Origin of the sequence: Thalassoglobus polymorphus, from assembly GCF_007744255.1 — a bacterium.
GTDB lineage: Bacteria > Planctomycetota > Planctomycetia > Planctomycetales > Planctomycetaceae > Thalassoglobus > Thalassoglobus polymorphus.
In genome coordinates this window covers 3,754,398-3,780,266 of sequence record NZ_CP036267.1, presented here as the reverse complement: position 1 = coordinate 3,780,266, position 25,869 = coordinate 3,754,398, and the positions used below count along the sequence as shown (strand labels likewise).

The 25,869-nt window shown below is 50.4% G+C and carries 22 protein-coding genes; 9 read left to right on the top strand and 13 right to left on the bottom strand.

The genetic code is table 11. The annotated features are described in order from the left end of the window. Nucleotides 1-58: 58 nt before the first annotated feature. Complete coding sequence (locus tag Mal48_RS13635) at nt 59-1,408, bottom strand: hypothetical protein (RefSeq protein WP_145200385.1); 1,350 nt, start codon at nt 1,406-1,408, stop codon at nt 59-61. Nucleotides 1,409-1,483: 75 nt separating this feature from the next. On the opposite strand from Mal48_RS13635, the gene Mal48_RS13630 reads away from it, so the two are divergent. The 3 genes from Mal48_RS13630 (at nt 1,484) to trpS (ending at nt 4,842) form a co-directional block, all read left to right on the top strand. Beyond that, nucleotides 1,484-2,602: a mandelate racemase/muconate lactonizing enzyme family protein gene (locus Mal48_RS13630; RefSeq protein ID WP_145200382.1), complete on the top strand. Its 1,119-nt coding sequence runs from the start codon at nt 1,484-1,486 to the stop codon at nt 2,600-2,602. A 291-nt stretch (nt 2,603-2,893) separates the two neighbouring features. Next, nucleotides 2,894-3,802 carry a dihydroorotate dehydrogenase gene (locus Mal48_RS13625; protein ID WP_145200379.1) on the top strand — a complete coding sequence of 303 codons (909 nt, stop codon included), beginning with the start codon at nt 2,894-2,896 and terminating at the stop codon, nt 3,800-3,802. 77 nt (nt 3,803-3,879) lie between these two features. Then, nucleotides 3,880-4,842 carry a tryptophan--tRNA ligase gene (gene trpS / locus Mal48_RS13620; RefSeq protein ID WP_145200376.1) on the top strand — a complete coding sequence of 321 codons (963 nt, stop codon included), beginning with the start codon at nt 3,880-3,882 and terminating at the stop codon, nt 4,840-4,842. Between the two features lie 191 nt (nt 4,843-5,033). Here the strand turns inward: trpS and Mal48_RS13615 are convergent, their stop codons facing one another. From Mal48_RS13615 to Mal48_RS13605, 3 genes are all read right to left on the bottom strand, one after another. Then, nucleotides 5,034-5,372: a P-II family nitrogen regulator gene (locus Mal48_RS13615; protein ID WP_145200373.1), complete on the bottom strand. Its 339-nt coding sequence runs from the start codon at nt 5,370-5,372 to the stop codon at nt 5,034-5,036. 356 nt (nt 5,373-5,728) lie between these two features. Beyond that, nucleotides 5,729-6,067, bottom strand: a complete 339-nt coding sequence (locus tag Mal48_RS13610) for a P-II family nitrogen regulator (protein WP_145200353.1) — start codon at nt 6,065-6,067, stop codon at nt 5,729-5,731. A gap of 201 nt (nt 6,068-6,268) precedes the next feature. Next, nucleotides 6,269-7,618 (bottom strand): ammonium transporter, encoded by a 1,350-nt coding sequence (locus Mal48_RS13605; RefSeq protein WP_145200349.1) that lies wholly within the window; start codon nt 7,616-7,618, stop codon nt 6,269-6,271. A gap of 291 nt (nt 7,619-7,909) precedes the next feature. Here Mal48_RS13605 and Mal48_RS13600 point away from each other — a divergent pair, with 291 nt between their 5' ends. Continuing rightward, the gene (locus Mal48_RS13600; RefSeq protein ID WP_145200346.1) at nt 7,910-9,313 is read left to right on the top strand and encodes an MFS transporter; all 1,404 of its coding nucleotides are present in this window, start codon (nt 7,910-7,912) and stop codon (nt 9,311-9,313) included. Between the two features lie 83 nt (nt 9,314-9,396). On the opposite strand, the gene Mal48_RS13595 is transcribed toward Mal48_RS13600, so the two are convergent. Together Mal48_RS13595 and tdh are read right to left on the bottom strand one after the other, a co-directional pair. Beyond that, the gene (locus Mal48_RS13595) at nt 9,397-10,422 is read right to left on the bottom strand and encodes a threonine ammonia-lyase (protein WP_145200343.1); all 1,026 of its coding nucleotides are present in this window, start codon (nt 10,420-10,422) and stop codon (nt 9,397-9,399) included. Between the two features lie 142 nt (nt 10,423-10,564). Continuing rightward, nucleotides 10,565-11,596, bottom strand: a complete 1,032-nt coding sequence (gene tdh / locus Mal48_RS13590) for an L-threonine 3-dehydrogenase (RefSeq protein ID WP_145200340.1) — start codon at nt 11,594-11,596, stop codon at nt 10,565-10,567. A 245-nt stretch (nt 11,597-11,841) separates the two neighbouring features. On the opposite strand from tdh, the gene Mal48_RS13585 reads away from it, so the two are divergent. The 3 genes from Mal48_RS13585 (at nt 11,842) to Mal48_RS13575 (ending at nt 13,469) form a co-directional block, all read left to right on the top strand. Next, nucleotides 11,842-12,423, top strand: coding sequence for a glycosyltransferase family 2 protein (locus Mal48_RS13585; RefSeq protein ID WP_145200337.1), 582 nt, complete (start codon nt 11,842-11,844; stop codon nt 12,421-12,423). A gap of 231 nt (nt 12,424-12,654) precedes the next feature. Continuing rightward, entirely contained in the window at nt 12,655-12,963 is a 309-nt protein-coding gene (locus Mal48_RS13580; RefSeq protein WP_145200334.1) for a Rieske (2Fe-2S) protein, read from the top strand. Beyond that, nucleotides 12,960-13,469: a phosphatidylglycerophosphatase A family protein gene (locus Mal48_RS13575; RefSeq protein ID WP_197441698.1), complete on the top strand. Its 510-nt coding sequence runs from the start codon at nt 12,960-12,962 to the stop codon at nt 13,467-13,469. Before Mal48_RS13580 ends, Mal48_RS13575 begins: the two co-directional genes overlap by 4 nt. A gap of 24 nt (nt 13,470-13,493) precedes the next feature. On the opposite strand, the gene Mal48_RS13570 is transcribed toward Mal48_RS13575, so the two are convergent. The 5 genes from Mal48_RS13570 to Mal48_RS13550 form a co-directional block, all read right to left on the bottom strand. Continuing rightward, nucleotides 13,494-14,078, bottom strand: coding sequence for a hypothetical protein (locus Mal48_RS13570; RefSeq protein WP_145200328.1), 585 nt, complete (start codon nt 14,076-14,078; stop codon nt 13,494-13,496). A 475-nt stretch (nt 14,079-14,553) separates the two neighbouring features. Continuing rightward, complete coding sequence (gene queC, locus Mal48_RS13565) at nt 14,554-15,249, bottom strand: 7-cyano-7-deazaguanine synthase QueC (RefSeq protein ID WP_197441697.1); 696 nt, start codon at nt 15,247-15,249, stop codon at nt 14,554-14,556. Nucleotides 15,250-15,271: 22 nt separating this feature from the next. After that, nucleotides 15,272-16,294: an SMP-30/gluconolactonase/LRE family protein gene (locus Mal48_RS13560; protein WP_145200322.1), complete on the bottom strand. Its 1,023-nt coding sequence runs from the start codon at nt 16,292-16,294 to the stop codon at nt 15,272-15,274. Between the two features lie 43 nt (nt 16,295-16,337). After that, nucleotides 16,338-17,336, bottom strand: coding sequence for a YhdH/YhfP family quinone oxidoreductase (locus Mal48_RS13555; protein WP_145200319.1), 999 nt, complete (start codon nt 17,334-17,336; stop codon nt 16,338-16,340). A 180-nt stretch (nt 17,337-17,516) separates the two neighbouring features. Next, nucleotides 17,517-18,506 carry a malate dehydrogenase gene (locus Mal48_RS13550; protein ID WP_145200316.1) on the bottom strand — a complete coding sequence of 330 codons (990 nt, stop codon included), beginning with the start codon at nt 18,504-18,506 and terminating at the stop codon, nt 17,517-17,519. A 233-nt stretch (nt 18,507-18,739) separates the two neighbouring features. On the opposite strand from Mal48_RS13550, the gene Mal48_RS13545 reads away from it, so the two are divergent. Both Mal48_RS13545 and Mal48_RS13540 read left to right on the top strand, forming a co-directional pair. Next, nucleotides 18,740-20,008: an ArnT family glycosyltransferase gene (locus tag Mal48_RS13545; RefSeq protein ID WP_145200313.1), complete on the top strand. Its 1,269-nt coding sequence runs from the start codon at nt 18,740-18,742 to the stop codon at nt 20,006-20,008. 121 nt (nt 20,009-20,129) lie between these two features. Beyond that, nucleotides 20,130-23,510, top strand: coding sequence for a hypothetical protein (locus Mal48_RS13540; RefSeq protein WP_145200310.1), 3,381 nt, complete (start codon nt 20,130-20,132; stop codon nt 23,508-23,510). Nucleotides 23,511-23,685: 175 nt separating this feature from the next. Here Mal48_RS13540 and Mal48_RS13535 read toward each other — a convergent pair whose 3' ends face one another. Both Mal48_RS13535 and Mal48_RS13530 read right to left on the bottom strand, forming a co-directional pair. Next, nucleotides 23,686-24,972, bottom strand: coding sequence for a GspE/PulE family protein (locus tag Mal48_RS13535; RefSeq protein ID WP_145200307.1), 1,287 nt, complete (start codon nt 24,970-24,972; stop codon nt 23,686-23,688). A gap of 96 nt (nt 24,973-25,068) precedes the next feature. Beyond that, nucleotides 25,069-25,668 carry an STAS domain-containing protein gene (locus Mal48_RS13530; protein ID WP_145200304.1) on the bottom strand — a complete coding sequence of 200 codons (600 nt, stop codon included), beginning with the start codon at nt 25,666-25,668 and terminating at the stop codon, nt 25,069-25,071. Between the last annotated feature and the right edge of the window lie 201 nt (nt 25,669-25,869).

The following is a 25,869-nucleotide window of genomic DNA, read 5'->3' as shown; positions in this document are numbered from 1 at the left end:
ACTGTACTGAATAAATTGCTTACCTCGAGGGGGAACATAAAGACCAATAGCGAGTTCGCTAGATCGAATTCAGGAGCGATGACATCTCTTCAACCATGGTCAGTCCAGATTTTTCGATGAACGGAAACTGGTTGCAGTATTTCGGAGATTGATAAGCTGCATACGTTTTTCTTTCGATGTCATGGGCGTCCGGCAGATATCCGATTCTCCCGTTGCTGTAACATGAAAGCACCAAGTACGGCAGGTCGACTTGTTCTCGCACTTGCATCGCCAGTGTTGTGAAGAACTCTGAAGCGTTGCTGGCAATCCCGAACTCTCCGATTCGCAGTGCCTGGATTTCAGTCTTTAAAGTTTCGGGGCGAGTCTCCAAATCGAGCAGCATTCTGTCTGTCCATTCGACATTGAAGCGGCACATCGCAGCGACCGCTTTCCATTCATCTCCGCCATGTCGAGAGATCATGTCGTCGGGCTGATTCGTCATGACTCGCCCAATGGTGTCCCGCCAGCCTTCCATGTCGTGATCTTGAAGACGCTGTGTCGCTTCAATTCGATCATTCTCAAGTTCGTCAAGTTTCCATCGTCGAGTTGGGAGAGTCACCTCCTTCGCCGCAGCACCGAGTTGATTTGCATCAAGGTGTTGCCGGTCCTCGAGTGCTTTCAAGGCAGCAGTAGTCAACTGTCTGGCAGGTTCTGCACACTTCTCTTGAGTAGAAAATGTGCGATGGAAATTTACGTCGCCGCATGCTCCCTGAATGTACATCGCCAGGCATCCCGGGAAAGCTGACTCAATTTGCTCGCAAACTTCTCCGGGAACGTCTCGGCTGACGGACCGTGGATTCACGACTGTCGAAACAGTGGGATGGGCCTGAAATCCAACCAGGATACCAATGGGGACGTCACGTTGATTTTCAATGACCAGCAGAGTCAGGTTTGGGTCGACCGGACCGTTCTCGCGGGTCCGGTTGAATGTCAGGTCGTTAACTTGAGTTGTGGTCGCGGAGAACTTTGCTGCGGTTCTGGATCGCCAAGCTTGAATAATCGCAGTCGCTGCCTGCTTCGCAGCCCAAGCTTCATAAAGCGGATCGACTTCACCGACACCCAATAGTCCACCCGAGGCGGGCGCATTGTGAGTGTGAGTACAACTCACGAGAATGTTTTGAGTTGGGATTCCCGTTTCTTCTGAGGCAGTCTCTCGAACCAGCTTTGCGAACTGGTCGCTGATGACCATGAGATCGAGAGAGACAACTGCTAATTGTTGATGATCATTCTCAATTACAATCGCTGTCGCATGAAGTGGATCGTGAATGTCGAGCCATGTTCGTTCCAGATAATATCCCCAACCGGTCAGTTCGACTCCCCAGAATGGGTTGAGAGAGACTCTTCCGACGCCCGCTTGCGGATTGCTCATGAACTACTCACACTCTTTTTAAGAATCATCGTTTCGAAACTTGGAACATCGTTTCAAATTCTACAGAGAGTGTTGATGAAAATCACAGCCATTAAAACATTTCCCGTTCGGATTCCACTGAAGCCGGAGTTCCGAATGGTCTCCGCGTTGGGGAAACATGACGTCTCGTTGTACCCGATTATTCGAATTGAAACTGATTCCGATGTTGATGGAGTCGGTGAGGCGACAGTGATTCCACGCTGGAGTGGGGAAACTGTTTGGAGTGCTCAAGCGATCATCGATGAAGTCTTTGCTCCCTTGCTGATTGGGAGAGATCCGTACGATATTGAAGGCATCGATTTGGTGATGGATCAGGCGGCACAAGGGAACTGGTTTGCGAAGTCGGCAATCGAAATGGCTTGCTGGGACATTCAGGGGAAAGATCAGGGAAAGCCGGTTTACAGTTTGTTAGGTGGTCCAGTCCGTTCTCCGAAAATTCGCTGTCGCTTTTCCATGGGAGCTTACGATCCTGAACGTGCTCGTCGCCGCGCGAAAGAGTTGATCGACCTCGGGTTTACGACAATCAAAGTGAAAGTTGGCACGGTTTTAGAAGAAGACATTGAACGAGTCCGGATCGTTCGAGAAACCATTGGACCTGATTACGATATTGTCATCGATGCGAATTGTGGGTTCGACGTGGCAACAGCAATCGAAGCTGCAAATGCATTGAAAGACTGCAACGTTGCGCTCTTCGAACAGCCAACACCACGAGATGATTATCATGGACTCGCAGAGGTGCGAAATTCAATCGCTGCGGAAGTGATGGCAGACGACATCTGTTTTGATGCGTCGCACGCCATGCAGTGCATTCGCCATCAAGCCTGCGATGTCATCAGTGTTTACCCAGGAAAGAATGGGGGACTTCGCAAGTCACTGGAAATCGTAAAGCTGGCAGCTGAGCATGGAGTTGCATGTTCGATTGGATCGAATTTAGAACTCGATATTGCTTCAGCTGCGATGTGTCACCTGGTGCTTGCTCACGAAAATATGAATGTTGAAAAGTATCCCGGCGACATCATGGGGCCGATTTACCATTCCGCACGGATTGTCAAAGAACCACTTGAAATCGAGGGACCGTTCATCACGCTAAGTGACCGTCCCGGTTTGGGAGTTGACGTCGACTGGGGAACTGTCGAAGAACATCTCATGTCGTGACAGTAAGTGAGAAACTCGCATCATCCGACTGGCTTTGTGCTCTTTGACTCGGATTTCGATGACTGAAGCTGTTGCTGGCAGATGGTCAGGAAAGATCAAACTTCACTCATTTGAAGACCATTGCCTTGTCTGGCTCGTTTGGGACAATGGTCTCTGACGAAGGGGCTCGATCTACGACGAACTTGCAATTCTTCGTTGCGAAGAAAAATTTGCGGCTCCATCGTCAATTGAGGGGGCTCGTTGTTATCCTGCCTCGAAAAAATCACGCTTAGCTAATCCACTGAAAAACTTATGTCTGATCTTCATGTTCAACTGAATCGTTTGAAACTTCGAAACCCGATCCTGGTTGCTTCCGGGACGTTTGGGTATGCGAAGGAAATGTCTGCCTTTGTTGATTTTTCGAAGCTGGGAGGAATCGTCCCGAAGACAGTGACCGGTGAGCCTCGAATCGGAAATGCTCCTCCGCGAACGGTTGAAACGACTTCCGGAATGCTCAACTCAATCGGTCTCGACAACGATGGAATTGATACCTTCATCGAAAAGCATGTCCCATACCTGACCGGGTTGGACACAGCTTTGATTGCGAATATTGCAGGACGAACGGTTGAAGACTTTGCCACGCTCGCTGGGAAGCTGGCGAATTGTTCGGGAATCGCAGCTTTGGAACTGAATATTTCCTGCCCGAACGTTTCTGGTGGAGTCGATTTCGGTACAAACGCGGACTCAGCCAGAGACGTCGTCCGAGCAGTTCGGGATGTCTGCTCATTTCCGATTATTGCGAAGCTGACTCCGAACGTTACTGATATCACCAAGATCGCTGCGGGGGCTGCGGAGGGGGGAGCCGATGCGGTTTCCTGCGTGAATACATTTCAAGGAATGGCGATTGACTGGAGAAAACGGAAGCCGATCCTCGGAAATGTCCTTGGGGGATTGTCTGGCCCGGCAATCAAACCGTTAGCACTGCGAGCTGTTTATCAGGTCGCAAACGCAATCGACATCCCGATCATTGGTGTCGGTGGCATCGCCACGATCGACGATGTGATGGAATTTCTCATTGCGGGGGCGAGTGCCGTTCAAATCGGAACAGCAAATTTCTATGATCCCGGAGTCTCTGCCAGATTGGTCGATGAACTTGATCAAATTGTCGAGAGCGAAGGCTGCTCTTCCGTGACGGAAATCATCGGCAGTCTTCGTCGATAAGAGCTCATGCAGCGGACTCGAGGAATACTTCGCTGTTCCCTTAACCTTCATCCTTTGCATCAATAAAGAATTCACAAATGCGTGTTCTCTCCGGAATTCAACCGACTGGTCGTTTTCATCTCGGCAATTATTTCGGTGCGATCCGTCAATACATCGAATTGCAACATCATGATCAGGCATTTTATTTCATTGCCGATCTGCATGCATTAACGACGATTCGTGACAAGAAGCAACTGCGAGAACTGACTCAGGATGCAGCTCTCGACTTGTTGGCTCTAGGACTCGATCCCGAGCAAGCGACGCTCTACCAGCAATCGGATGTCCCGGAAGTGACCGAATTGACCTGGTTGTTAATGACCGTCACACAAATGAGTCTGCTCGAAAAGTGTCACGCCTATAAAGATAAAATTGCGAAAGGTCTGGCAGCCGATGCTGGGCTGTTCACTTATCCCGTGCTGATGGCTGCCGACATTCTGGCTTACGACAGCAATCTGGTCCCCGTCGGGCAAGACCAGGTACAACACCTGGAAGTGACGCGAGATATCGCTCAGCGATTTAATCACATCTACGAGAAAGAAGTCTTTGTTCTTCCGGAAGGGCATGTACTCAAAGAGACGTCCAAAGTTCCCGGGACCGACGGCGAGAAAATGTCGAAGAGCTACAACAACACAATCGGCATCTTTGAACCTCCGAAGAAACTCCGCAAGAAATTCATGTCGATCAAAACTGACTCGACTCCAGTCGAAGAGTCAAAAGATCCAGAGACTTGTTCCGTCTTCGGGCTCTATAAACTCTTCGCAAATGATGAAGAGCAACAGGCACTCGCAGAACGCTACCGCGCTGGCGGCATGGGCTATGGAGATGCAAAGCAGACGCTCTACGAAAAAGCGATGGAGCACTTCGCCGAAGCGAGAGAGAGCCGGGAAAAACTCGAACAAAACCTCAGCGACGTGGAAGATATTCTACAAGCCGGAGCCCAAAAAGCACGTGAGAAAGCTCGCGAAGTTTTAGATCGTGCTCGGGAGGCATGCGGGCTTTGAGCATCTTGCTCTACCGTGTGCCCGTGAAGAACGCATTTCTCTAGAACAGCCCTGGAACTCGAAACGGCTCTCTCAAACGTTGAGGAAAGTGGCGGTTCCAGAGGTTTTCGGACTGGCTCCAGTAAAAATGCTGTTCGCCACGAGGCAGATCCGACAAACCAATTCGAAAGATGCTCTAGAAAAACGTGAAGTTAGATTGCTTCTGCTCCGGTCTCACCTGTTCGAATTCGAATCACATCTGAGATGGAAGAGATGAAAATCTTTCCGTCACCGACCCGGCCTGTCTTTGCGGAATCCGAGATGATCTCGATTGCGGTTTGGACTTGATCATCGTTCAAGACGAGTTCGAGTCGAACCTTCGGGAGGAAGTCGACGGTATACTCGGCACCGCGGTACTGTTCTTTGTGACCTCGCTGACGTCCAAATCCACGGACCTCGCTGACGGTCATGCCGATGATCCCCTTCTCAGTCAGAGCCGCTTTGACGTCCTCTAACTTGTAGTGGCGAATGATTGCTTCAATTTTTTGCATGGTTGAAATCCTTGGTCAGCCGAATCCATGAAGAAATCGGACAGCGACCTCCGTGATGGTCGCAACATAAAATTCCGAAGATCGATCACGAAAGCATTTTGAATACTAGTCGTGCTCGTGTTGAGTGGACATCATGTGAACTATCGCTTGGTCCACTCGACACAACGCGTGCATCGTTTCTAAAAATGCTCTTGAAGCAGTCTCAAAACCTATGGAATCGCGACCTTTCTCTGTACCAGAGAAGTGAACAGTAAGTTTTGAGACCAGTTCTAGAGAATGCCACGTTGTGTCTGGTCAGTTTCGTCAAGGGGTTGTTGGAACAGTTCTGCCCTCTCCGTCTCTCGCAAGGTTTGATGTCACAAAGACTCGCCACCTGTTTCGCCGGTTCGGATACGGACTGCTTCGGAGAGTTCGCTTATGAAGATTTTTCCGTCGCCGATTTGTCCTGTTCTGGCTGTGGTTAAAATGGCGTCGATCGCTTTCTGGGCATCTTCGTCGGAGACGACGATTTCCATTTTGACTTTGGGGACAAAATCGACAGTGTACTCGGCGCCGCGGTACTGTTCTTTGTGGCCTTTCTGTCGGCCAAATCCTTTCACTTCCGAGACCGTCATTCCAGAGATACCTGCCTCGGTGAGGGCATCCTTAACTTCTTCAAGTTTGAAGTGCCGGATGATTGCCTCAATTTTCTTCATCGCTCTATCCTTGTAAAAGTGAAGATTCCTCCAAGCTGTTGCCGAGAGTTCTTCTGCAATTTTTAATTTCGAATTCAGAGTGTCGAATGAAAACCATCTGACACTGAGCATCTTAGGAAATCGGTTGTGCGATCTGCCACGTGAAGTTTTGGATTCCTCAAAGAATCGTTTCTTCACGGGGGCAGAAGGCACGGAAGTGCTCTAAAGGAAAATATACCCTTCTTCCCCATGCTGAGTCACGTCGAGACCTCGAAGTTCTTCCTCCTGAGCGACTCGGAGCCCCATCGTAGCATCAAGAATCTTTAAAAGAATGAAGGTGACAACAATCGCGAGGGCAGCCGTTGCGACCACGCTGATGACTTGGTTCATGGTCTGCGAAATCGATCCTGTTTCAATGAATCCCCCTGTTGCGCCCAGTTTCTCGGTTGCGAAGACGCCAGTCAGGACGGCTCCGAGGATCCCCCCAATTCCATGAATCCCGAAGGCGTCGAGTGAGTCATCGTACCCAAATTTATTTTTTACAGATGTGCATGCATAGAAGCAGACAACACCAGCAGCAAATCCGAGAATGATACCCTGCATCGGATTCACAGCTCCAGCTGCAGGGGTGATGCAAACAAGACCAGCAACTGCTCCAGAACATGCTCCAAGCAAGCTGGGATGCCCATGTTTCACCCATTCCATGATTGACCAGGCGATCACACCGGCAGCAGCAGCCAAATGCGTAGCGACGAAAGCGTTCACAGCAGCGGCATCTGCAGCACCGGCGCTCCCGGCGTTAAAGCCGAACCAGCCGACCCAAAGAAGTGCAGTTCCGATGCAGGTGTACGTCAGATTGTGGGGAGGCATTGGTTCTTGGCCGTATCCAAGTCGTTTTCCTATCAGAAGTGCACAAACAAGTGCGGACACACCGGAACTGATATGGACGACTGTCCCGCCTGCGAAATCGTATGCGTGAAAACTACCAGCTGACGATAACCAGCCAGAACCTGACCAAACCCAATGGCAGACAGGGCAATAAACCAGGAGTCCCCAAAGTGCTGAAAAGACACACATCGTGTTAAACTTCATACGTTCAGCGAAAGCCCCACAAATTAATCCGGGGGTGATGATGAAAAACATTCCCTGAAAGACAAAAGTGATGAGTTCGTTGGCCCAGGCCTGATCTCCGGACTGGCCATCGGGAAGAATCCCCTTCATGAATAAGTAATCAGTCCCCCCGATGTATGGGCTCGAACCTCCAAAAGCAAAGCTGTACCCGCAGACAGCCCACAGGATCGTCATCATTCCCATCAGGAAAACGCACTGCATCATGACGCTCAGAATATTTTTTTTCCGAACCAGTCCACCATAAAACAAAGCGAGCCCTGGTGCTGTCATCATGAGCACGAGTGCTGAACAAATAAGCATCCATGCGATATTTCCGGAATCCAGTTCAACGACAGCAGCAGGTTCAGGGGGATCTCCGATTTCTTCCGCGAAAGCTGAGTTTCCAACGCTTAATAGTAAAACAGTGGTTAGCAAAGCCGCTGTCACAAACTGACTTTTCATCTGTAACCCCTTGAGCAATAAGAGATTATTGTGGTTTTCCTGAGTTCTCGGCAGCAATGGAAATTGAAATCCTGGATCAGTAGGTCAGCAGGGTACAACTTCGTCGATTGTGGACGACGTCTCAACTCTCAGGAGTAAAGCAATGGCTGTGCCACAAACTTAATCAGTCTGCATTGGACTGCGCAGAGTTGCACCAAATCTCTCGTCTGCAGGGTTGCGAATGTCTGGGCTTTTGCCATAGTGCGTCTTTACTAATAGAGTCTGACTTATCTGAGAATTGACGGAGTTTCCGTGAGTGACACCATCGAACAGAATGCCGATTCCAACCTGAAGTGGTACCAGGGGATCACCCGTTACCAATGGCTCGTTTTACTGATCGCTTCACTGGGCTGGGTCTTCGATATTTTCGAAGGGCAGATCTTTGTGGCGAGTATGCGTGACGCAATGCCGGCGTTGTTAGGTGTTGTTGCAGACGACCCTGCGGTGGCCCGTTGGAACGACATGAGTTTCGGAAGCTTCCTGCTCGGTGGGGCAATTGGTGGCGTCTTCTTCGGCATGATGAGCGACCGAATCGGGCGTTCCAAAACGATGATTATCACAATCTTGTTTTATTCGCTCTTTACTTGCGTGACTGCGTTCGCCCAGTCCGCTTGGCAAATGGTGATTTTGCGGTTCTTTGTTGCGATGGGAGTTGGTGGAGAATGGGCCGTGGCCTCAGCCATGGTTGCCGAGGTCATGCCGCAAAGATCCCGAGCGGTGATGAGTTCCATCTTTCATGCTTCCAGTGTCTTTGGGACCCTTCTTGCTGCTGCTGCAGGCGCCTTTATTATCACGCTGGGAGAAAGCGCGTGGCGGTGGGGATTTGCGATCGGAGCACTGCCCGCCTTGTTGACTCTCTGGATTCGCTGGTCTTTGCATGAACCTGAGCAATGGGTCAGAGCCAGGGAAAAAGCCGCAGCTGATGCAAGTCAGCAAACAGGTCGACTCTCCGAACTTTTTGAGGGAACAAACCTTCGCAATACCATCGTAGGGGTCAGTCTCGCGTCGATTGGTCTCGTCACATTCTGGGGCGGACATATTTACGGTAAGAATGCGCTACTGCGTGGTGCACAAACCGAAGCACTTCAGGCGGAACATGTTCCAGTCACGAATTCTGAAGAGACAGGATTAACGAAAGAGGAATACAAAGCTGAGCGGCAAGCTGCGTTTAAGAAGCATGAGACACCTATTAAGCGTGCTGAGATGCTGAGCATGGCACTCAACACCATCGGCGGCGGTCTCGGCTTGTTGCTGTTCGGCACGATCTCGAATCGTTTAGGCCGCAAAGGAGCGTTTATTCTCTATCACGTCGCTGCATTCATTATGATGTTGGTGATGTTCAAAGTGCTCATCGCCAATCATGCTTCACAAACAGTTTTGGCGTTAACACTTCCGGTGTTCGGGTTCTTTACGCTGGGGATGCACGCAGGTTATGCAGTCTATTTCCCTGAGCTTTATCCGACGAGGCTCCGCGGAACAGGAGCCGGATTCTGTTTTAATATGGGACGTCTTGCCACAGCAGCAGCCTTCTTCGGCTTCGGTGCGGTGGCGATTACTGATGAAAACAAAGCGTTGCTACTCGCCCCTTTGTATCTCGTCGGAGTAGTGGTTGTTTTCTTTGCGAAAGAAACAAGCGGTCAGGAATTGATGGAATAATTCGCCTTTGGGGCGATTTTCAAAATCGAATGCGCGGTCTGCTTCGCGGATCGACACTATTTGTCGATCCGCTGCTTATCGGTCTACTGCGATTCCAATCCATCTTCAATCCATTGGTGGAACGTTCGGTCGTCGACATTCCGGCCACTGAGTACAAGGACGAGATCTCCATCTCCTTCCAGAGATGTTTTTCTCATCATGGCAGCGGCTGTGGCAATCGCTCCAGAGGGTTCCGTCCGTAGGCCATGTGTGTCGTACAGCCATTCCATACAGGTGATGGTTTCCTCGTCAGGAACGCAAACGGACTCAGTGATCAATTCTTTCAGAATCGGCCAGTTATGGTCTCCGACATCGTACGAGAGCAGGCCGTCGCAGATGCTTTTGGGTTCTTCAATACGAAGACGTTCACCAGCAGCGAGAGAGCGGCGGAAGTCGTCCGCTTCGGTTGGCTCGACTCCGATGATCTTCGCTTCGGGGAACCCGTCTGCAATGGCAAGTGCATGGCCCGCCATGAGGCCACCTCCGCTGACCTGACAAAAAAAGTGTGAGATCTTGCGATCTTGTCGTTCGAGTTCTTCCACGATTTCCAAGCCGCCAACACCGTTTCCGGCAATGACGTCGTTGTCGTCGTAAGGAGAGGCCTGAATCGCGTTTTCTTCTTCAGCGATTTGCTTCGTCAGCTTGTCACGTGCTCCAGTTAAGTGGTCAGTCGATTTGTCGTAGGTTCGAATTTCAGCACCGAACGACTCAGTGAGGTCGAATTTGACCTGCGGGGCATCTTCGGGCATGACGACAATGACTCGCTTGCCGTATTTCATGCCTGCGAAGGAGATTCCGGAAGCAAAGTTTCCGGAAGAGTGAGCGGCTACGGGGCGGTCACCAATTTCGTCTGCGCGGTTCGCCATCCAGTTAAGCGCTCCCATCAGCTTGAAGGAACCGACCGGCGTCCAGCCATAATCTTTAATCCAAACCCGTCGATCATCCGAGAGTTCGAGTATCTTTTCGAGCCCATAAGAACGGATCAGCGGGGCAGGGCTGATGTGTTGATGAATCACCGACTCTGCTCGGCGAACATCCTCAATCGTGGCAACTTGAATTGAATTTGACATCAGCTGTTTCCCTGATTGAAATTGTGTTGATCAATGTTTTCGCCGGTTTCGCCAGAGGCTCAAGGTCTCCGACAAAATAAACCTTGAAATCGCGCTCTCAAACGTTGAGCCAACGTCGAATCGAGAGGTTCTCGGACTGGTTCTAAGTCGATTTCCAATCCAGGATCACTTTACCAGACTGACCGGAGTTCATCACTTCGAACCCTTTTTCGAAATCATCGACCGGGAAACGATGCGTTACGACTGGAGAGATGTCGAGGCCTCCCTGGAGCATGACCGTCATTTTGTACCACGTCTCGTACATTTCACGTCCGTAGATCCCTTTGATGGTCAGCATGTTGAAGATCACGAGATTCCAGTCGATCGCGATCGGCTTCGGGGGAATTCCGAGCATTGCAATTTTCCCGCCGTGACACATGTTTTTGAGCATTCCTTGAAACGCCGATTCATTGCCCGACATTTCGAGACCGACGTCGAAGCCTTCTTTCATTCCCAATTCTTTTTGTACGTTCTCAATCGATTCGTTTCTCACATCGATCACCCGCGTGGCGCCCATTTTTTTGGCAAGTTCCAGTCGCCACGGGTTCACATCAGTCACGACGACGAACCTCGCGCCAGCATACTTCACCACAGCAGCTGCCATACACCCAATAGGACCTGCACCGGTGATCAGAACATCTTCTCCCAGAATATCAAATGAAAGAGCGGTGTGGACCGCATTTCCAAATGGGTCGAAGATCGAAGCAATCTCGCGATCGATTCCTTCAGCGTGATGCCAGACGTTGGTTTGTGGAATCGAGATATACTCAGCGAACGCTCCGGGGCGATTCACACCGATCCCCGAAGTTTCTGCACAGAGGTGTCTTCTTCCGGCAAGGCAGTTTCGGCAATGCCCACAAACAACATGCCCTTCGCCACTGACGATCTCTCCCGGGTAGAAGTCGCGAACATTCGCTCCGACTTCAACGATCTCACCAACAAATTCATGTCCGACAACCATCGGGACAGGGATTGTCTTCTGGGCCCACTCGTCCCAGTTGTAGATGTGTAAATCAGTCCCGCAAATACCGGTCTTCTCGATTCGAACAAGAACTTCATTCGAGTCGACGGTCGGCATCGGGGCGTCTTCCAGCCAGAGGCCGACTTCAGATTTACGTTTTACAAGAGCCTTCATAGGGTCACTGAACGTTGAAAAGTGAATTTTGAATGAAAAGTTGAACGGTGAACTCGCTTCTGCCCGAACGGTTCAGAGTCCTGACATAAATTCTGGAGACGCAGTGATTCACTTGGTTATTGCGCCCCCTGTGTTGTCAGGTGGGATGAATTACTAGTTTGTACTCGAACATAACCAAGCGACAAAGCGCAACCTCACAGAAAATATCAGTTCCCTAATAATCCTGATTTCAAATTGTGAACACAATGGACCTCTCTGTCATTACCGCCACTTGTCAGCGCCCGGAGTTTCTTTCGCATTGCCTGCATCAGTTTGCTCAGCAGTCGCGGGGTGGACTTGAATGTGAGCATCTCGTCATTTCGGATGGTCCCGATAGTCACGCAAGATGTCTAGCTGAGCGGTCAGGGGCAAGATATTTTGAGCTGAACTCACCAACTGGTCAGTGGGGGGCAGCCGCTAAGGATCTTGGGATCGTGCAGGCTTGCGGTCGCTATGTCTGTTTCTGGGATGATGATAATATCTTCGAGCCACACGCTTTGATAAGTTTATTCGCAGCTGTTCAAAACGCTGAGATCGGAATTGTTCGGACTCGGCATCGATTTCGAAAAAGTCCAGGAAGTGTGGTGATTCCAAGAAATTGGAGAGGAGAGTTTCGCTTAGGTGATATTGATACGATGTGTCTTTGTGTCGAAACGACCCTGGCGAGAAAGGAGCCTTGGGAATCGGAGGTGGCGAAGATTTCAAATGATCATGGATGGCTGATGAAGCTGATGACACATCAACCGAAAATTAACTATCTTCCTATTCTGATCGGTCAACATGTGTGATGCTTGCTCGATCATGACGCCTGAATATCATCACGAAGTTGACTTGTTGGCTTTCGTGCTTTTGTCCCCGTGAAGAGTGGAATTCGTAGCGTGATTTTTATGTGGGAAATCGAACTTCTCCACGAGGCTGAAGCCGAACACCAATTCGAAAAATGCTATAGTCGCTTTTCTCAACGTTTGAGAGTTCAATTTCAGGTCTTTGGATCAGCCCGAGAATACTAACTGTTCAATATGTCAAACTGGATCGAAATCGCAAAGGTTGCAGATGTTGCAGTCGGCAGTGGTAAGGAATTGACGGTCGGCGATCGCATCGTGGCGTTGTTCAATGTCGATGGGCAGTTTCACGCGATTGATGGAATTTGTGCCCATGCTGGCGGTCCCGTTGGGGATGGCGAGCTTTCTGGGTGCATCGTCACCTGCCCCTGGCATGGCTGGCAATATGACGTTTCAACCGGAGCAATGTGTCTGAATGATCAGATTCGACTGGAATCGTTTCCGGTCAAAGTCGAAGGAGACTCAGTCTTGGTGGAAATGTCGTGAGTGAAATCAAAGGGAAACCGATTGCCACTCCACCTTCGACGATCTTCGAACGAGTGTTATTCTTACTGTCAATTGGTCTCGGCCTGGGAGCCGCTCGCAAGGCGCCGGGGACGGTTGGGAGTCTTTGGGGGCCGCTGCTCGCACTGGGGTTACAGTACATCAATGGGCATCCCGCGATGATGTTGCTTTATGGGATCGTTCTGTATGTGATAGGCATTCCGATTTGTGCTGCCGGAATTCGGTACTATCAAACAGGTGACCCCAAGCATGTCGTCTTTGATGAGATCGCAGCGTTCCCGTTCGTGTTTCTGTTTGTGCCAGTCACTTGGGGAACTGCTGTTGCCGGATTCGTTTTGTTTCGAATCTTTGATATCTCAAAACTCTGGCCAGTCAACCGCTTCGAAAAACTCCCCGGCCCATGGGGAGTGATGTCAGATGACACGATCGCTGGCATTCTCGCTGGGCTGGTGTTGACTGCTCTCTGGTTGCTCCTTGGAGCTTTTTGAAGCAGTCTGGATGATCGCTCAAAGTTATCGAATAACTTTCGATTCTTCGGCTGCATATTGAAGAGGAACCGGAACCATCTTCTCGATAGGCTGACTTGCATCGACGGGGGAAACCCGCATGTACCGAACGGTTGCCTCACCGATCTGTGTGGAGAGTGTGATTGCTCGATCATCAGGTTTTTGCTGACCGCGAATCCGCAACCAACCGACTCCTCCTTCAGGATCAACCATCAGATAATCGCCATTTGCAATTCCAAGGGGCAGTTTCTGAATGTGCTGCTGAACAGTTTTGCCTTTGATCGTCAAACCTTCCGTCTCGACTGAAATTGACATCGTCATTCCAAATTCGGATGGCGTGATATCTTCCAGTACAGGCTTGGGCATCACATGTTCAGGGACGACCACTTCTGGAGCAGTCCTTTCAGAAACAGCCCCGGCAAGTGCGGTGGCTCCTGTATCAGCTTCCTGGCTGATACTGGCAGAGGGTTTGGGCATCTCCTTTTGTGCCAAAACCTCACGTGGGCGGTCATTGGCCCACGCCCCTGCGAAGATCATCGTAAAAAGGACCAACGAGACCACTCGCATCACTGATTGGGATTTTTCCACCATCGCACTTTTCCAACACTTCGATTTCTGTACGGTTAATTGATTCACAGACCGCCGTTCCTGTTCAGCTTATCGACGTTGGTGCGTTGAGATTTTGGAGAATTTGCGCAAGAAGTGCCGATCGACCAAAGCAAGATGTCAATCAGGGGACTTGAAGCAATTGGTGCGGCCTGAAACGGTAATGACGGCCTGAATGAATCTCGTGACAAATTGTGCGGAGGTGGTGCGGAGGTGGTGAATCAAAACAGCAGGAGAGAGCGGGTTCCTCAACCCGTGCACGCACTCATCGAGGACTTTTATCTAGTGGAGATGCTGTACCCCACGAGGCAGAACCTGAGCACCAATTCGAAAGAGGTTCTAGAGCAAATCTATAATTCGTCTTAACAGTACTGTCTCGTGGCATCAGCGTATGGACTTGTGAAAACGTACTTCGCGGACAAGAGAAGCATTGGAAATGCTCTAAAGAAAAGCGAGTGATTCAAGTTTGGTATTCAATTGGGTCGGTCAAGCCGGCATTTTCAAAACCGCGTTGGCGGAGTTGACAGGCGTCGCAATGCCCGCAGCTAATGCCTGCTTCATTTGGATCATAGCAGCTATGTGTCTGGCTGTAGTCGACGCCGAGCGTGATCCCTCTCTGAATGATTTGCGCCTTTGTGAGATCGATGAGAGGAGTGTGAATGTTGAACTCTCCGCTTCCGTCGACGCCTGCTTTCGTCGCCAAATTTGCGAGTTTTGTGAACTGCTGAATAAATTCCGGTCGACAGTCCGGGTACCCACTGTAGTCGACCGCGTTGACACCGATGAACAGGTCAAATGCACCTAGCACTTCTGCCCAGCCGAGAGCAATCGAGAGGAACACTGTATTCCTGGCAGGGACGTAAGTGATTGGAATACCGGTCGCCATCACTTCCTCATCTCGATCTTTCGGGACTTCGATTTCTTCTGTTAAAGCCGAACCGCCAAACTTGCGGAGGTCGATTTCAATGGTGACATGTTTTTGAACATCAAATTTCTGGCAGAGCTTTTCAGCAGCTTGCAGTTCAAACTGATGTCGTTGCCCATAGTCGAAGGAGAGGGCGTAACATTCGTAGCCTTCGCTTTTGGCAATTGCGAGAACTGTTGCGGAATCCAGTCCGCCGCTTAAAAGAACGACAGCACGTTTGGAGTTTGACATAATAATTGTAGTTGAAAAAGAATCAGGAAGTTGCCGGATGGTATCCGGTGCTTTTCAGCTTGATTCGGTACAAGCCTTTACCGACTGTGAGATAGAGAGTTTGCTTTCCTTCGCCTGTGCCGAAGCAGCAATTGGTTGGAAGGTCAGGAGTAGGGATGTACGCTTTTACATGTCCTGCAGGACTGAAAACAATGATGCCATGTCGTTCCGCGCTACGAACGGCTGCGTAGATGTTTCCGTTGGTGTCGACGGTCATTCCATCAATGCCGAGTTGGTCCCCGAAGTCGTGCAGGATTTTTCGTTTTCCGAGCGTGCCATCTTTTTTGATGCGAAACGCATTCAGTGTCATTCGACTTTTTGAATTCGAAGATTTCGCTTTCGCAACTTCGGTCGTTCCCCGGTTCGTTTCGGCGACGTAAAGCGTGCTGCCATCGGGAGAGAGAATGACACCGTTGGGCTTGGTGATCTCTGTCGTCACTCGCGTCAGTTTTTGTGTTTTGGGATCGAAGCGAAAGACGCTCATGTGATCAAGTTCCGTCGGCTCCGTACCAACATAGCGGGGGTCGCTGAAGAAAATGGAACCATCTGGATGAATCACCAGGTCATTTGGAGAGTTGAACACTTTCCCATCGAATTTGGAGGCAAGAACCTTCAAGGCTCCCTCTTCTTCGATTCGGCACAGCGCAATCTTTCCACCGTTCGCCCCACAGGCCGCGATCAAATTCCCATTGCGGTCAAACATCAATCCGTTGCTTTGGCCACTGCCGGCACAATAGACATCAGTTTTTTTTGTCGAAGGATCGAACCGTAAGATCCGCCCGGGACGATCTCCTGCTGAGATGTCGCTGAAATAGATCCGACCATCCGGAGCTGCCGCAACCCCTTCGGTGAAGAGACCCTCTTTCCAGAGTTCTTCAAGCTTTGCTCCTGCGGGGATGATCGCGGGGTCTCCAGTCGGAGCAGGCAATTCGTCTGCAACGAGAGTGCTCTTCAAAATCAAGAACAGGGAAAGCGTCAACATCCAGCGGGACACGATTCGCATCATCAAATCTCCTGTGAAGGTGCATCAGGGGAAAGAGAAGCATATCTCACTCGCTGAGATGAATTACACCCCGGCCTGCAAATTTTCCGTCGAGAATTTGTTCCACAGCTGCGGAGACAGTCGTGAGTGAGAGGTCAATTTTTGCATCCAGTAGCTGATCAAGCTTCCAGTCTGTTGCCAGTTTGTTCCAGATTTCTTTACGAAGATCGTCGGGACACCATGCGGAATCGATTCCAAAGAGTGCGATTCCTCGGAGGATGAAGGGGTAAACTGTTGTCGGCAGTTCGCCACCACCAGTCACACCGCAACAGGCGACACAACCTCGATGTTCAATTTTCTTCAGCATGGTCGCCAAGACGCCGCCACCAACGGTGTCGATTCCGGCTGCGAACTCTCCTTTCAGAAGTGGCCGCTTTTCATTGCCTGACAATTCTTCTCGACCTGCGACAGTTGTCGCTCCGAGTTGTTTCAGCCAGTCGTGGCGATCCGTTTTTCCAGTGATCGCGACCACGTCAAAACCGAGTTTGGCGAGAAGCATGACTGAAATTGATCCGACTCCGCCCGTCGCTCCGCTGATAATCACTTTTCCATCTTCTGGAGTTCGCCCGTATTTCAGAAGTGCTGCTACGCTTTGAGCTGCTGTGAACCCAGCCGTTCCAAGAGTCATACTCTCTGCGGGTGTGAGGCTCGCTGGCAATTTGACCAGCCAGTCACCCGGAGCAATGAGATGCGACGCCCATCCGCCCCAACGTTCGACGCCCAATTCGTGACCAGTCGCGATGACTTGATCGCCGGGTTGGTAGCGTTCGTCCTGACTCTCAACGACAGTCCCCACAGCGTCGACGCCGGGAACATGTGGGAAATTCTTCACGATTCCCGGGTGACCAGTCGCTGCCATCGCGTCCTTGTAGTTTAAGGACGAGTGGCTCACTTCAACGATAACTTCACCCGAACCTAATTCGGGAAGAGGGACCGCCGACAATCGTGAACGGATTTCGTCACCGAATTTTTCGACAAGAAAGCAATTCGTCGTTTCAATTGTCATTGTGGGACTCGATTCAAATAGTCTCGTGGTCCAACCGCCGGAGTTGACGGAAGATGGCAATGAACGAACACGGTAATGTTCGTGCTCGTCCAATGCCTTTGGATCGCGAATTCAAGAAGTCAGTACAAGAAGTCAGTATGTGCCTGACAACTTCACTTCGTAGAGAGATGACTTCGTCAGTTAGTTCAAGAGATCCTTGACGGTGTCTCGTTCTTCACGAAGCTCTTTCAGTGTCGCATCGATTTTTTGTTGTGCGAACTCGTTGTGTTCCTGCCCTTGGACAATCTTACTGGTTGCGCCATCGCTCTGGAGTGGGAATCCGAAGATGAGACCTTCATCGACGCCGTAAGAGCCATCGCTGCATACGGCTGCACTGAATGTTTCGTTCTCTGGAGTCACAGAGATGATCGACTTGACTGTGTCCAACGCAGCGTTGGCAGCAGATGCGGCACTACTTGCACCGCGAGCGTTGATCACAGCTGCACCACGTTTCTGAACGATGGGGATGAAATCATTCTGCAACCAGGCATCATCTTTGATGACTTCAGGGGCTGGTGTGCCACCGATTTCTGCGTGGAAATAATCGGGGAACTGTGTCGCGGAGTGGTTGCCCCAGATCGTCATTTTTGAAACCGACGAAACTGGTTGACCGGATTTTTGAGCGAGTTGTGTTTTCGCACGGTTTTGGTCGAGCATCATCATTGCGTACCAGCGGTCCCGTGGGATGTCGGGAGCGTTGTTCATTGCAATCAAGCAGTTTGTGTTACAAGGGTTTCCGACGACAACAATTCGAACATCTTTCGCAGCGGCTGCTTGAATTGCTTTTCCTGTGTTTGTGAAAATCGGGCCATTGATTCGAATCAGGTCTCCACGTTCCATTCCTTTTCCGCGTGGCACACTGCCGACGCACAGCACGAAGTTGCAATCGCCAAACCCCTCTTCGAGATGATCACTGTCAACTTTTGTGACACCTGCGAGTGTGGAAAATGCACAGTCGTCGAGTTCCATTTCCACTCCATCCAGAGCGGAAATTGCAGGGGGGATTTCAATCAAATTCAGATGCACTGGCTGGTCAGGACCAAAAACCTCACCACTCGCCAGTCGAAACGCCAACGCATACCCAATGTTCCCAGCTGCCCCGGTCACTGCCACTCGAATCGGACTTGCCATCTCACTCACCATCTCATGTTTGTACAAACAAATTCCTGTCGAAGTCTTCTCAAGAACTCCATTCAACCCTTTTATCGTTTTCACAAACATGGGGCAAACGTAACAGCAGGATCGTCTGAAAGTGAGAAAATCATGCTGTTCAAAATCCAGTCGCGTGAGATAGACTGGAACCGACATTCCCTCAAATTTATCCACTTTTCATCATTGATATTGAATCACAAAGCAGACTCCCTATGAAATCGGCGTGTCACTCTCAATATGATCGTCGATTGCTGTTGCTCATTCTTCTGGTTGCGCTCGTGTTGAGAGCCGGCTTCGTTGTCTGGTTACAGGAACGTCTCGATGCAACGGGGCGAGATTACTTGATCTCGGGAGATGCTGAAGGGTATTGGGATCTGGCGAAGACAATCGTTAAAGGCGAAGACTATGCGATCCATTCTCCGCCGAGGTCTGTTCATCGGATGCCGGGACTTCCCGCAGTTTTGGCGATCTCGATTTCCATCTTTGGCGAGAGCCGCTTCGCTGCTCGAATTCTGTTGGCAACATTGGGAGCCCTCTCGTGTGGATTGCTCTATCTGCTTGGAAAGCGAATTCATTCGTCTGCAGCAGGGTTGATCGCGGCTGCCCTTTTAGCGATCTCCCCGGCATCGATCGGCTTTTCGGGCGTGATTCTCTCTGAGACGCTCTTCGGATTTACGATGTTGTTGTCTCTACTTGGAGCCGTTTCGTTAATTGAGCAACTCACCCAGAGTTCGGTTTCGGTTTCGAAGGTTTGCGGGTGGGCACTCTTGACCGGAATCCTGATTGGTCTTGGCGTTTACACGAAGCCAAGTTGGATTTTGGTCGGTCCTCTTCTGGGCTTCCTGTTGCTTGCGTTCATTTCACCACGTTGGAATAGTGGCATCGCTGCGGTTCTGATGACGTTGGGGATGGTTCTCGTTCTGCTCCCTTGGGGAGTTCGGAATCAAAATGTTTCTGGACACTTCAAGCTGACGACATTTTGGATGGGACCGAGCTTGTACGATGGTCTCAATCCACAAGCGACGGGGGCGAGCGACATGCGATTTTTCGATGACGACCAGTTGCCCAACGAGATGACAGAGTACGAAGTCGACAAGGAGTATCAACGCAGGTCGTGGGAGTTCGCCAAGGCGAATCCTTCAAGAGTCGTCAGTTTGGCGGGGGCGAAGCTGTGGCGGTATTGGAAACCGTGGCCCAATGCCGCGCAGTTCGATAAAGCGCTCATACGGATTGGTCTCTGTTTGTACACGATCCCTGTTTTTTTCTTGGCAGCCTGGGGGGCTTGGAAGATTTGGGAGAAAAACTGGTCTATTGTCGTTTGTGCCGGCCCGATATTCTACTTCGCGGGCTTACATATGATTTTCGTCAGCTCATTACGTTATCGACTCCCGGCAGAAGCCCCGTTGCTGGTGCTTTCAGCGATTGGCATTTTGTCGATTTGTGGAAGGTTGAATGATGAATCGAAGCGTCGAGCGGATTGATGTGTTAAGCCACTTTCGTGTTCCTTGTGCCCGCGAAGTGTGATTTGCATGTGGTGAATCGCTGATCTCCACGAGACAGAATGCGAACATTTTTTGAAGATGCTCTAGACGGATCGAACTTGTGACTTGGGACGGAATCCGAGGAACACTGCAATGGATGCTGATGCTGCTGTTGGTGACTGTCATCGCAGCTGGGGCTGTCGGTTTGCACTTTTGGTCGCAAAAAGATGTACTCATCCACAACGCAGTGGCGAAAGCGATCGAGACAATTTTTGTTGATTGTCGCGTCAGTTTTCAGAGTGCGAATCTGGTCAACGGTTCGCAACTCGTGATCACTGAGCTGGATATTCAATCACAAAAGAGTGGCGCCCCTCTGGCGAAAATCCCTCAGTTGACAGTGACTGTCGACGGGAAACTGCTTCAGGATTCACGGCGAATCCTGGTCAAACGGGTTGAGTTGAACTCACCGCAGCTATTTGCCACACGGAGTGCAGAGGGGCTCTGGAATTGGCAACAGCTGACTCCACCAAAGCCAAAGCAAGAGTACTCCCCAGCTGTCGTCATCAAGAATGGTCAGATTCGGATTGGGCTGCAATCAATTCCCAATGGGCCAGTGCATTCGCTTTTGTGTCAGGGGATCGATTTGCAGATTTCACCAGAGGCTCGTCAACGATACGAAATCGTTGGGAGAGCAGTGGCAGACTCTCTGGGACCGGTCTCGCTGGATGGTCTTTTCGACGCTCAAACTGGAGAGTGGAAACTCGCTGGGAGTGCTGGCACAATTCGCATCAATGAACCGATGCTCGATAAAACAGGGCTCTGGATACCCGAAGTCGGAGCAAGGCTCGCTGAGCTTCATCAGACACCACAATATCTTGCCCGTCAGGAACGGACGAGGCAAAACCAGCAGCTCAAAACGGTCTCATCAAATGGGCAGGGAATCCCGTTAGCAATTGCTCCGGAAGGTCCAGAGGGAACGCCTCAAAGCGGGGAATCCTTCATTCGTGCCGATCTGAAGCTTCAATTCTCAGCAGGTCGTATAAGTAAGGATGCCCCACTCGATTATTCTGTCCAGGCAGAAATTGAGCATGGACAGCTTTCCGATCTATTTCTTCCTATCCCGTTGTACGACGTCCGAGCGAAAATCGAAGCGACTCCGAACAGGCTGAAGGTCGAGAACTTTCAAGCTTCAAATAATCAAAGCTCGCTCTTTATTGATGGGGTCGCTCAAAGAGTTGGGCCGGACTGGTCGAAAAATTTCGTGGTGAAAGCGACTCATTTAAAAATTGATCAGCGAATTCAATCGGTTTTACCGAACGACCTGTTGCGTCTTTATCAGCTACTCAGCCCGTCGGGGATTTTTGACCTCGATGTCGATGTCTCTCAGTTGGCAGGGAAAGATTGGTCCGGAAAATTACGAAAATTTACAGCTCGAGATTGTCGAATTGTTCATGATCACTTCCGCTATCCTGTCGAGCAGGTTTCAGGAGAAATTGTTCATCAGGGAGGCGGATTTCAAATCAGAATGAACGGGCAGGCTGCGGGAAATCCTTTGCAGTTGACTGGAAGTTTTGGAGACGGAACTGAAAGCAGAGACGCAGAGTTTTCGATTGTCGTGAACAATGTGCCGATTGATGACAAGTTCATCAATGCATTCGGCCGTCGCGAACAGGCGGGAGTTAAATCGGCCATCGAATCTTTGCGGATGAAAGGAGTCGTCGACTTATCAGCTCGCTTCATTCGAGACGAGACCACGCAAGATAAGTTTGAAATGCAACTCGTTGGCAATGTCCGGGAGTCGTCGCTGAACTTTGTTGGATTTCCTTATGAACTAGAAGATTTTAGTGGAGACGTCTCGTTTGATGGTCTCAAGGGGGATGTCTGGTACTTCAGCGAATTGAAGGCACGCCACGGTCATGCTCACCTGAACGGGAGTGGGAAATTTGATTCTCAAAAGAAACCCGGGCAATTGTCGTTGGACCTTCGAGCAGTTCGAGTCCCCATTGACGGAGATTTGAAGAAAGCTTCGCTGGTCAGTGCCCCGCATATCTCAACGGTCTGGGACGATTTCGCTCTCGGCGGAACAATTGATATTGATAAAATCGCTCTTGCCTGGAGTCCGGGGACCCCCACTGCTGTCACTCTCAATGGAATTCAGTGGAAGGATGGAACGATTACTCCCGCTTCGTTTCCATACAAGTGGACCGATGTCGTTGGAGCATTGGACTGGGATGGACAGCGACTCAACATCCATTCGCTCCACGGTTGGCATGACTCTTCGTATCTGGAAATCAACGGGACTGATCCCAAATGGCCAGCGTTCGTTGCTGTTCCCCCTACGGGTGAAGTTGCCTGGGAAGTTCATTTTGGAGACTTGAAGCTGGTTCAAGCAAAGTTCGATGACGAACTCAGCCGTGCACTTCCGGAAGCGATTTCTGCTCCGTTGAAAGCGATGGATTTGCAAGGGAATGTGAACCTCCATCTCACCGTTGATATGCGTGGTTGGGTCTCTGATGAAGAGATCGTGACTGCCCGGTGGAACCTTCAAGCGGTCCTTAAAAACAACTCTCTGGTTGCAGGCGTTCCGCTTGAAAACGTCACCGGAAAAGTCGATATCACGGATGGGTTATGGGATGGCCAGAAGTTGCGTATGGAAGGGGCTATTGATCTCGAATACGCAATCGCGATGGGTATGCCATTTTCAAACGTACGGTCTCCATTTCATTTGGAAGAGAATCGGCTTGTGGTTGGCAAACCCAAGTTTATCAATCCTCCTGTGAAGTTCACCGCAGCGAATCCCTACGCAAACAAGCAACTCAGAGCTGATTTGTATGATGGTCAAATCGGTTTCGATGCAGCGGTTTTACTTGCTGATCGTCCAGAACTCACTCAGTATCAAGCAGAGGTCAATATCAACGATGTTGAGCTTGCAACCTGGGCAGCTGATCAATTCAAGAATGCGCAAAATCTGAAGGGTAAGGTGAACGGGTTAATGTCGGTGCGAGGCATGGGACCCTCTGCGAAGGCAATGGTCGGCAAGGGGTGGGTGCAAATCGTTCCGGCAGCGATCATGGATCTTCCAGCATTTGCTCAAATGTTCTCGCTGATCAATTTCCGACCAGTCGGTGACACCGCATTCAATTATTCGTATGGCGAGTTCGACATCCAAAATGAACTCCTGGATTTCTCGAGAATTGAGTTGCGTGGAGACGCTCTGAATTTGATTGGAAAAGGAGTCGTCGGCTTTGCTGGGGGAGGGCAATCGTTGATCAACCTCTCGTTTGATTCTCGCCCCAATAACAGCGTTCGCATCTTAAGACCACTCACAAAAATTCTCGGAAACAACTGGATTCGAGTTCAGGTCATGGGGACAGTCAGTGAACCCGTCGCGGTTGTTCAGCCACGAATCGGCCCGTTGGATGATGCGTTCCGAGAATTCACAGAGGCGATCGAGAAAGGTCAAACGTTCCGCCCTCCTTCTCAGCGAGCACCAGTGCGATAAGCCTCCGTCGAGCTTCGCATATCATCGTGCCACACGAGTAGAGAGAGTGCTGCTCCACCTTCACCATGTGACAGTGACGTCAGCTGGCTTATTTGATTTATTGTTCGAACAGGTGAGCCGCAAATACTGACGCCGGACTGATAAAGTTCACGGGCACATGAGCGCCGCCTCGGTGCTAAACCGTTACGCGAATCAGTTCTTCGACTGTTGTGATTCCGGAGAGGACTTTTTCTCGAGCGCTCTGTTCGAGAGTTGCCATCCCTTTTTCTCGTGCAAGTTCATAAACCTGACGACCTGATTTTCCAGAGAGGATGAGTTGTCTCAATTCATGATCGACCGCCATCACTTCAAAGACACCCGTACGTCCGAAGTAGCCGGTGTGGAAGTTTTCATCCGAGGGGACTCCACGGACAAGTTGCGTGTGGCTGGCACGTTGCGGATCGATCCCGAGAATTTGGCAGGTCGAACTATCAGGTGTGTAAGTTTCTCTGCTTTTGGGGCAGATCTTCCGAAGAAGTCGCTGAGCGATAATGCAGTTGATGGCATCCGACAGGAACATGCGTGGAATTTGAAACTCACGAAACATATCAAGCGTTGAGCCAGTGTCTCCAGCGTGCAACGTGCTGAGAACCTGCGTCCCCATCAGGCCGGCCCGGACTGCGATGTGCGCCGTCTCCGCGTCCCGGATTTCTCCGACCATGATGACGTCTGGATCTTGCCGCAGAACTCCGCGAAGAGCTTCAACAAAACCAAATTTGATTTTGTTGTCGATCTGAATCTGGTTCACTCCTGCAATACGACGTTCGACAGGGTCTTCGATAGTGACCAGCGATTGTTCTGGTGAATTGATCGCTTCCAGACAACTATATGTTGTCGTACTCTTCCCGGACCCGACCGGCCCCACACTCAAAATCATTCCATGAGGTGTTTGGATCGCTTTGTTGACCGCTTCAATTTGTTTGGCATGCATGCCAAGTTCATCGAGTGATGTAAACTGAGTATGGTCAGGCATCAGCCGCATGACGATTCTTTCGCCATAAATTGTGGGGCCCGTTCCAACACGAATGTCGCGAGCCTGATTCAACATGGCGTTTGAAATGCGGCCATCTTGTGCTTGTCGCTTCTCAGTGATGTTCATCCCTGAGATCAGTTTGATGCGAGAAATCATATGCGGCGCGTAGTCCGCCTCCAGATGAAGAATGTCGTGCAAAATTCCATCGAGGCGAAGACGCAGGTTGAGTCCCGAGGGTTGTGGGTCGAGGTGAATGTCAGTCGCACCGAGTTGAAAAGCCCGCTCCAAAAGCATGTCGACCAACGGTTCGACGCCAACCAAATCGATGAGACTGCTCAACTCCTCTTGTAAGGCTCGCTGACGTGCTTCGGGTGGGATAGCCGGGTCGCTTTTTTGATTATTGACTTCGATCTTGCTTGCCGAAACATCAGAGTTTGCTTCGTCTGCCATCTTTTCCCTTTATTCGGTTCAATAACTCTAGATTTGTCAGCACTGCATCGACTAGCACTGCCTCTCGGCAGAATGCATTCGGATGGTCTGAGTGCGCTAAGGTTGTTGGTTGATTGCAAACAGTGCCACACTTAGAACGACAATAACAAGCACGACAATCCCGACCGTAAATTTACGCTGACTCAGGATCGAAATGAAGTTTTTCGGAGTGTCGCCATTCTTCAGCGGCGCACCAATTTTCTGATAGGCTCCGTCGATATCTGTGTAAACTGCCCAGAGTTTGTCCAGTCCGGCCAGGACGATCGTTTCACGGATGAGAGGGTGATGGGCGACGACCACCATCTCTCCTTTTTTTTCCTTCACGTCTTTCCAGATGCGAACCAGAAGAGCAACAAGTGAGCTCCCCATGTAATCCAGTGAAGAGAGGTCGATCAAGCAGGTTGGACATTTACGTTGCTGAGCTTCACGTGTCACTTCATCGCCAAGCTTCTGGATGTCTGCCCACGACCCTTCAGCGATGAGGGGGCTCATCGTGACCTCGATATGAGTCTGGTAGACTGAAAGTTGATACGGCTCGGTCGATGACACCAACAAGGTCCCCTGTTTTTCCAAGAACATCAATAGGATTGTACTGTCCGGGATTCTTTTCCGGAACGCAACCCAGAAGTGAATTCGCTGAGCAGGATCGTGGTTCACTTTGGGGATGCAGGAGGTTCAGGCGATAGAGGCGCTTTGTGGAGCGGAACTCTTTTGAGTAAAACCATTCCGTAAACCTTTGGAATAGACGCTTTTATCAACGTTTAAGAGAGCAACTTCAAGTTCAGGATCAGTTCTGGAAAACGCGTTCTTCACGGGCACATGGTAGCGCAAACTGCACTAAGTGAAATTGCTTTGGCT

Bases quoted from the DNA above. Each gene is read 5' to 3' on its own strand.
- Mal48_RS13635 (WP_145200385.1), bottom strand. From the start codon at position 1,408: ATGAGCAATCCGCAAGCGGGCGTCGGAAGAGTCTCTCTCAACCCATTC.
- Mal48_RS13630 (WP_145200382.1), top strand. From the start codon at position 1,484: ATGAAAATCACAGCCATTAAAACATTTCCCGTTCGGATTCCACTGAAG.
- Mal48_RS13625 (WP_145200379.1), top strand. From the start codon at position 2,894: ATGTCTGATCTTCATGTTCAACTGAATCGTTTGAAACTTCGAAACCCG.
- trpS (WP_145200376.1), top strand. From the start codon at position 3,880: ATGCGTGTTCTCTCCGGAATTCAACCGACTGGTCGTTTTCATCTCGGC.
- Mal48_RS13615 (WP_145200373.1), bottom strand. From the start codon at position 5,372: ATGCAAAAAATTGAAGCAATCATTCGCCACTACAAGTTAGAGGACGTC.
- Mal48_RS13610 (WP_145200353.1), bottom strand. From the start codon at position 6,067: ATGAAGAAAATTGAGGCAATCATCCGGCACTTCAAACTTGAAGAAGTT.
- Mal48_RS13605 (WP_145200349.1), bottom strand. From the start codon at position 7,618: ATGAAAAGTCAGTTTGTGACAGCGGCTTTGCTAACCACTGTTTTACTA.
- Mal48_RS13595 (WP_145200343.1), bottom strand. From the start codon at position 10,422: ATGTCAAATTCAATTCAAGTTGCCACGATTGAGGATGTTCGCCGAGCA.
- tdh (WP_145200340.1), bottom strand. From the start codon at position 11,596: ATGAAGGCTCTTGTAAAACGTAAATCTGAAGTCGGCCTCTGGCTGGAA.
- Mal48_RS13585 (WP_145200337.1), top strand. From the start codon at position 11,842: ATGGACCTCTCTGTCATTACCGCCACTTGTCAGCGCCCGGAGTTTCTT.
- Mal48_RS13580 (WP_145200334.1), top strand. From the start codon at position 12,655: ATGTCAAACTGGATCGAAATCGCAAAGGTTGCAGATGTTGCAGTCGGC.
- Mal48_RS13570 (WP_145200328.1), bottom strand. From the start codon at position 14,078: ATGGTGGAAAAATCCCAATCAGTGATGCGAGTGGTCTCGTTGGTCCTT.
- queC (WP_197441697.1), bottom strand. From the start codon at position 15,249: ATGTCAAACTCCAAACGTGCTGTCGTTCTTTTAAGCGGCGGACTGGAT.
- Mal48_RS13560 (WP_145200322.1), bottom strand. From the start codon at position 16,294: ATGATGCGAATCGTGTCCCGCTGGATGTTGACGCTTTCCCTGTTCTTG.
- Mal48_RS13555 (WP_145200319.1), bottom strand. From the start codon at position 17,336: ATGACAATTGAAACGACGAATTGCTTTCTTGTCGAAAAATTCGGTGAC.
- Mal48_RS13550 (WP_145200316.1), bottom strand. From the start codon at position 18,506: ATGGCAAGTCCGATTCGAGTGGCAGTGACCGGGGCAGCTGGGAACATT.
- Mal48_RS13545 (WP_145200313.1), top strand. From the start codon at position 18,740: ATGAAATCGGCGTGTCACTCTCAATATGATCGTCGATTGCTGTTGCTC.
- Mal48_RS13535 (WP_145200307.1), bottom strand. From the start codon at position 24,972: ATGGCAGACGAAGCAAACTCTGATGTTTCGGCAAGCAAGATCGAAGTC.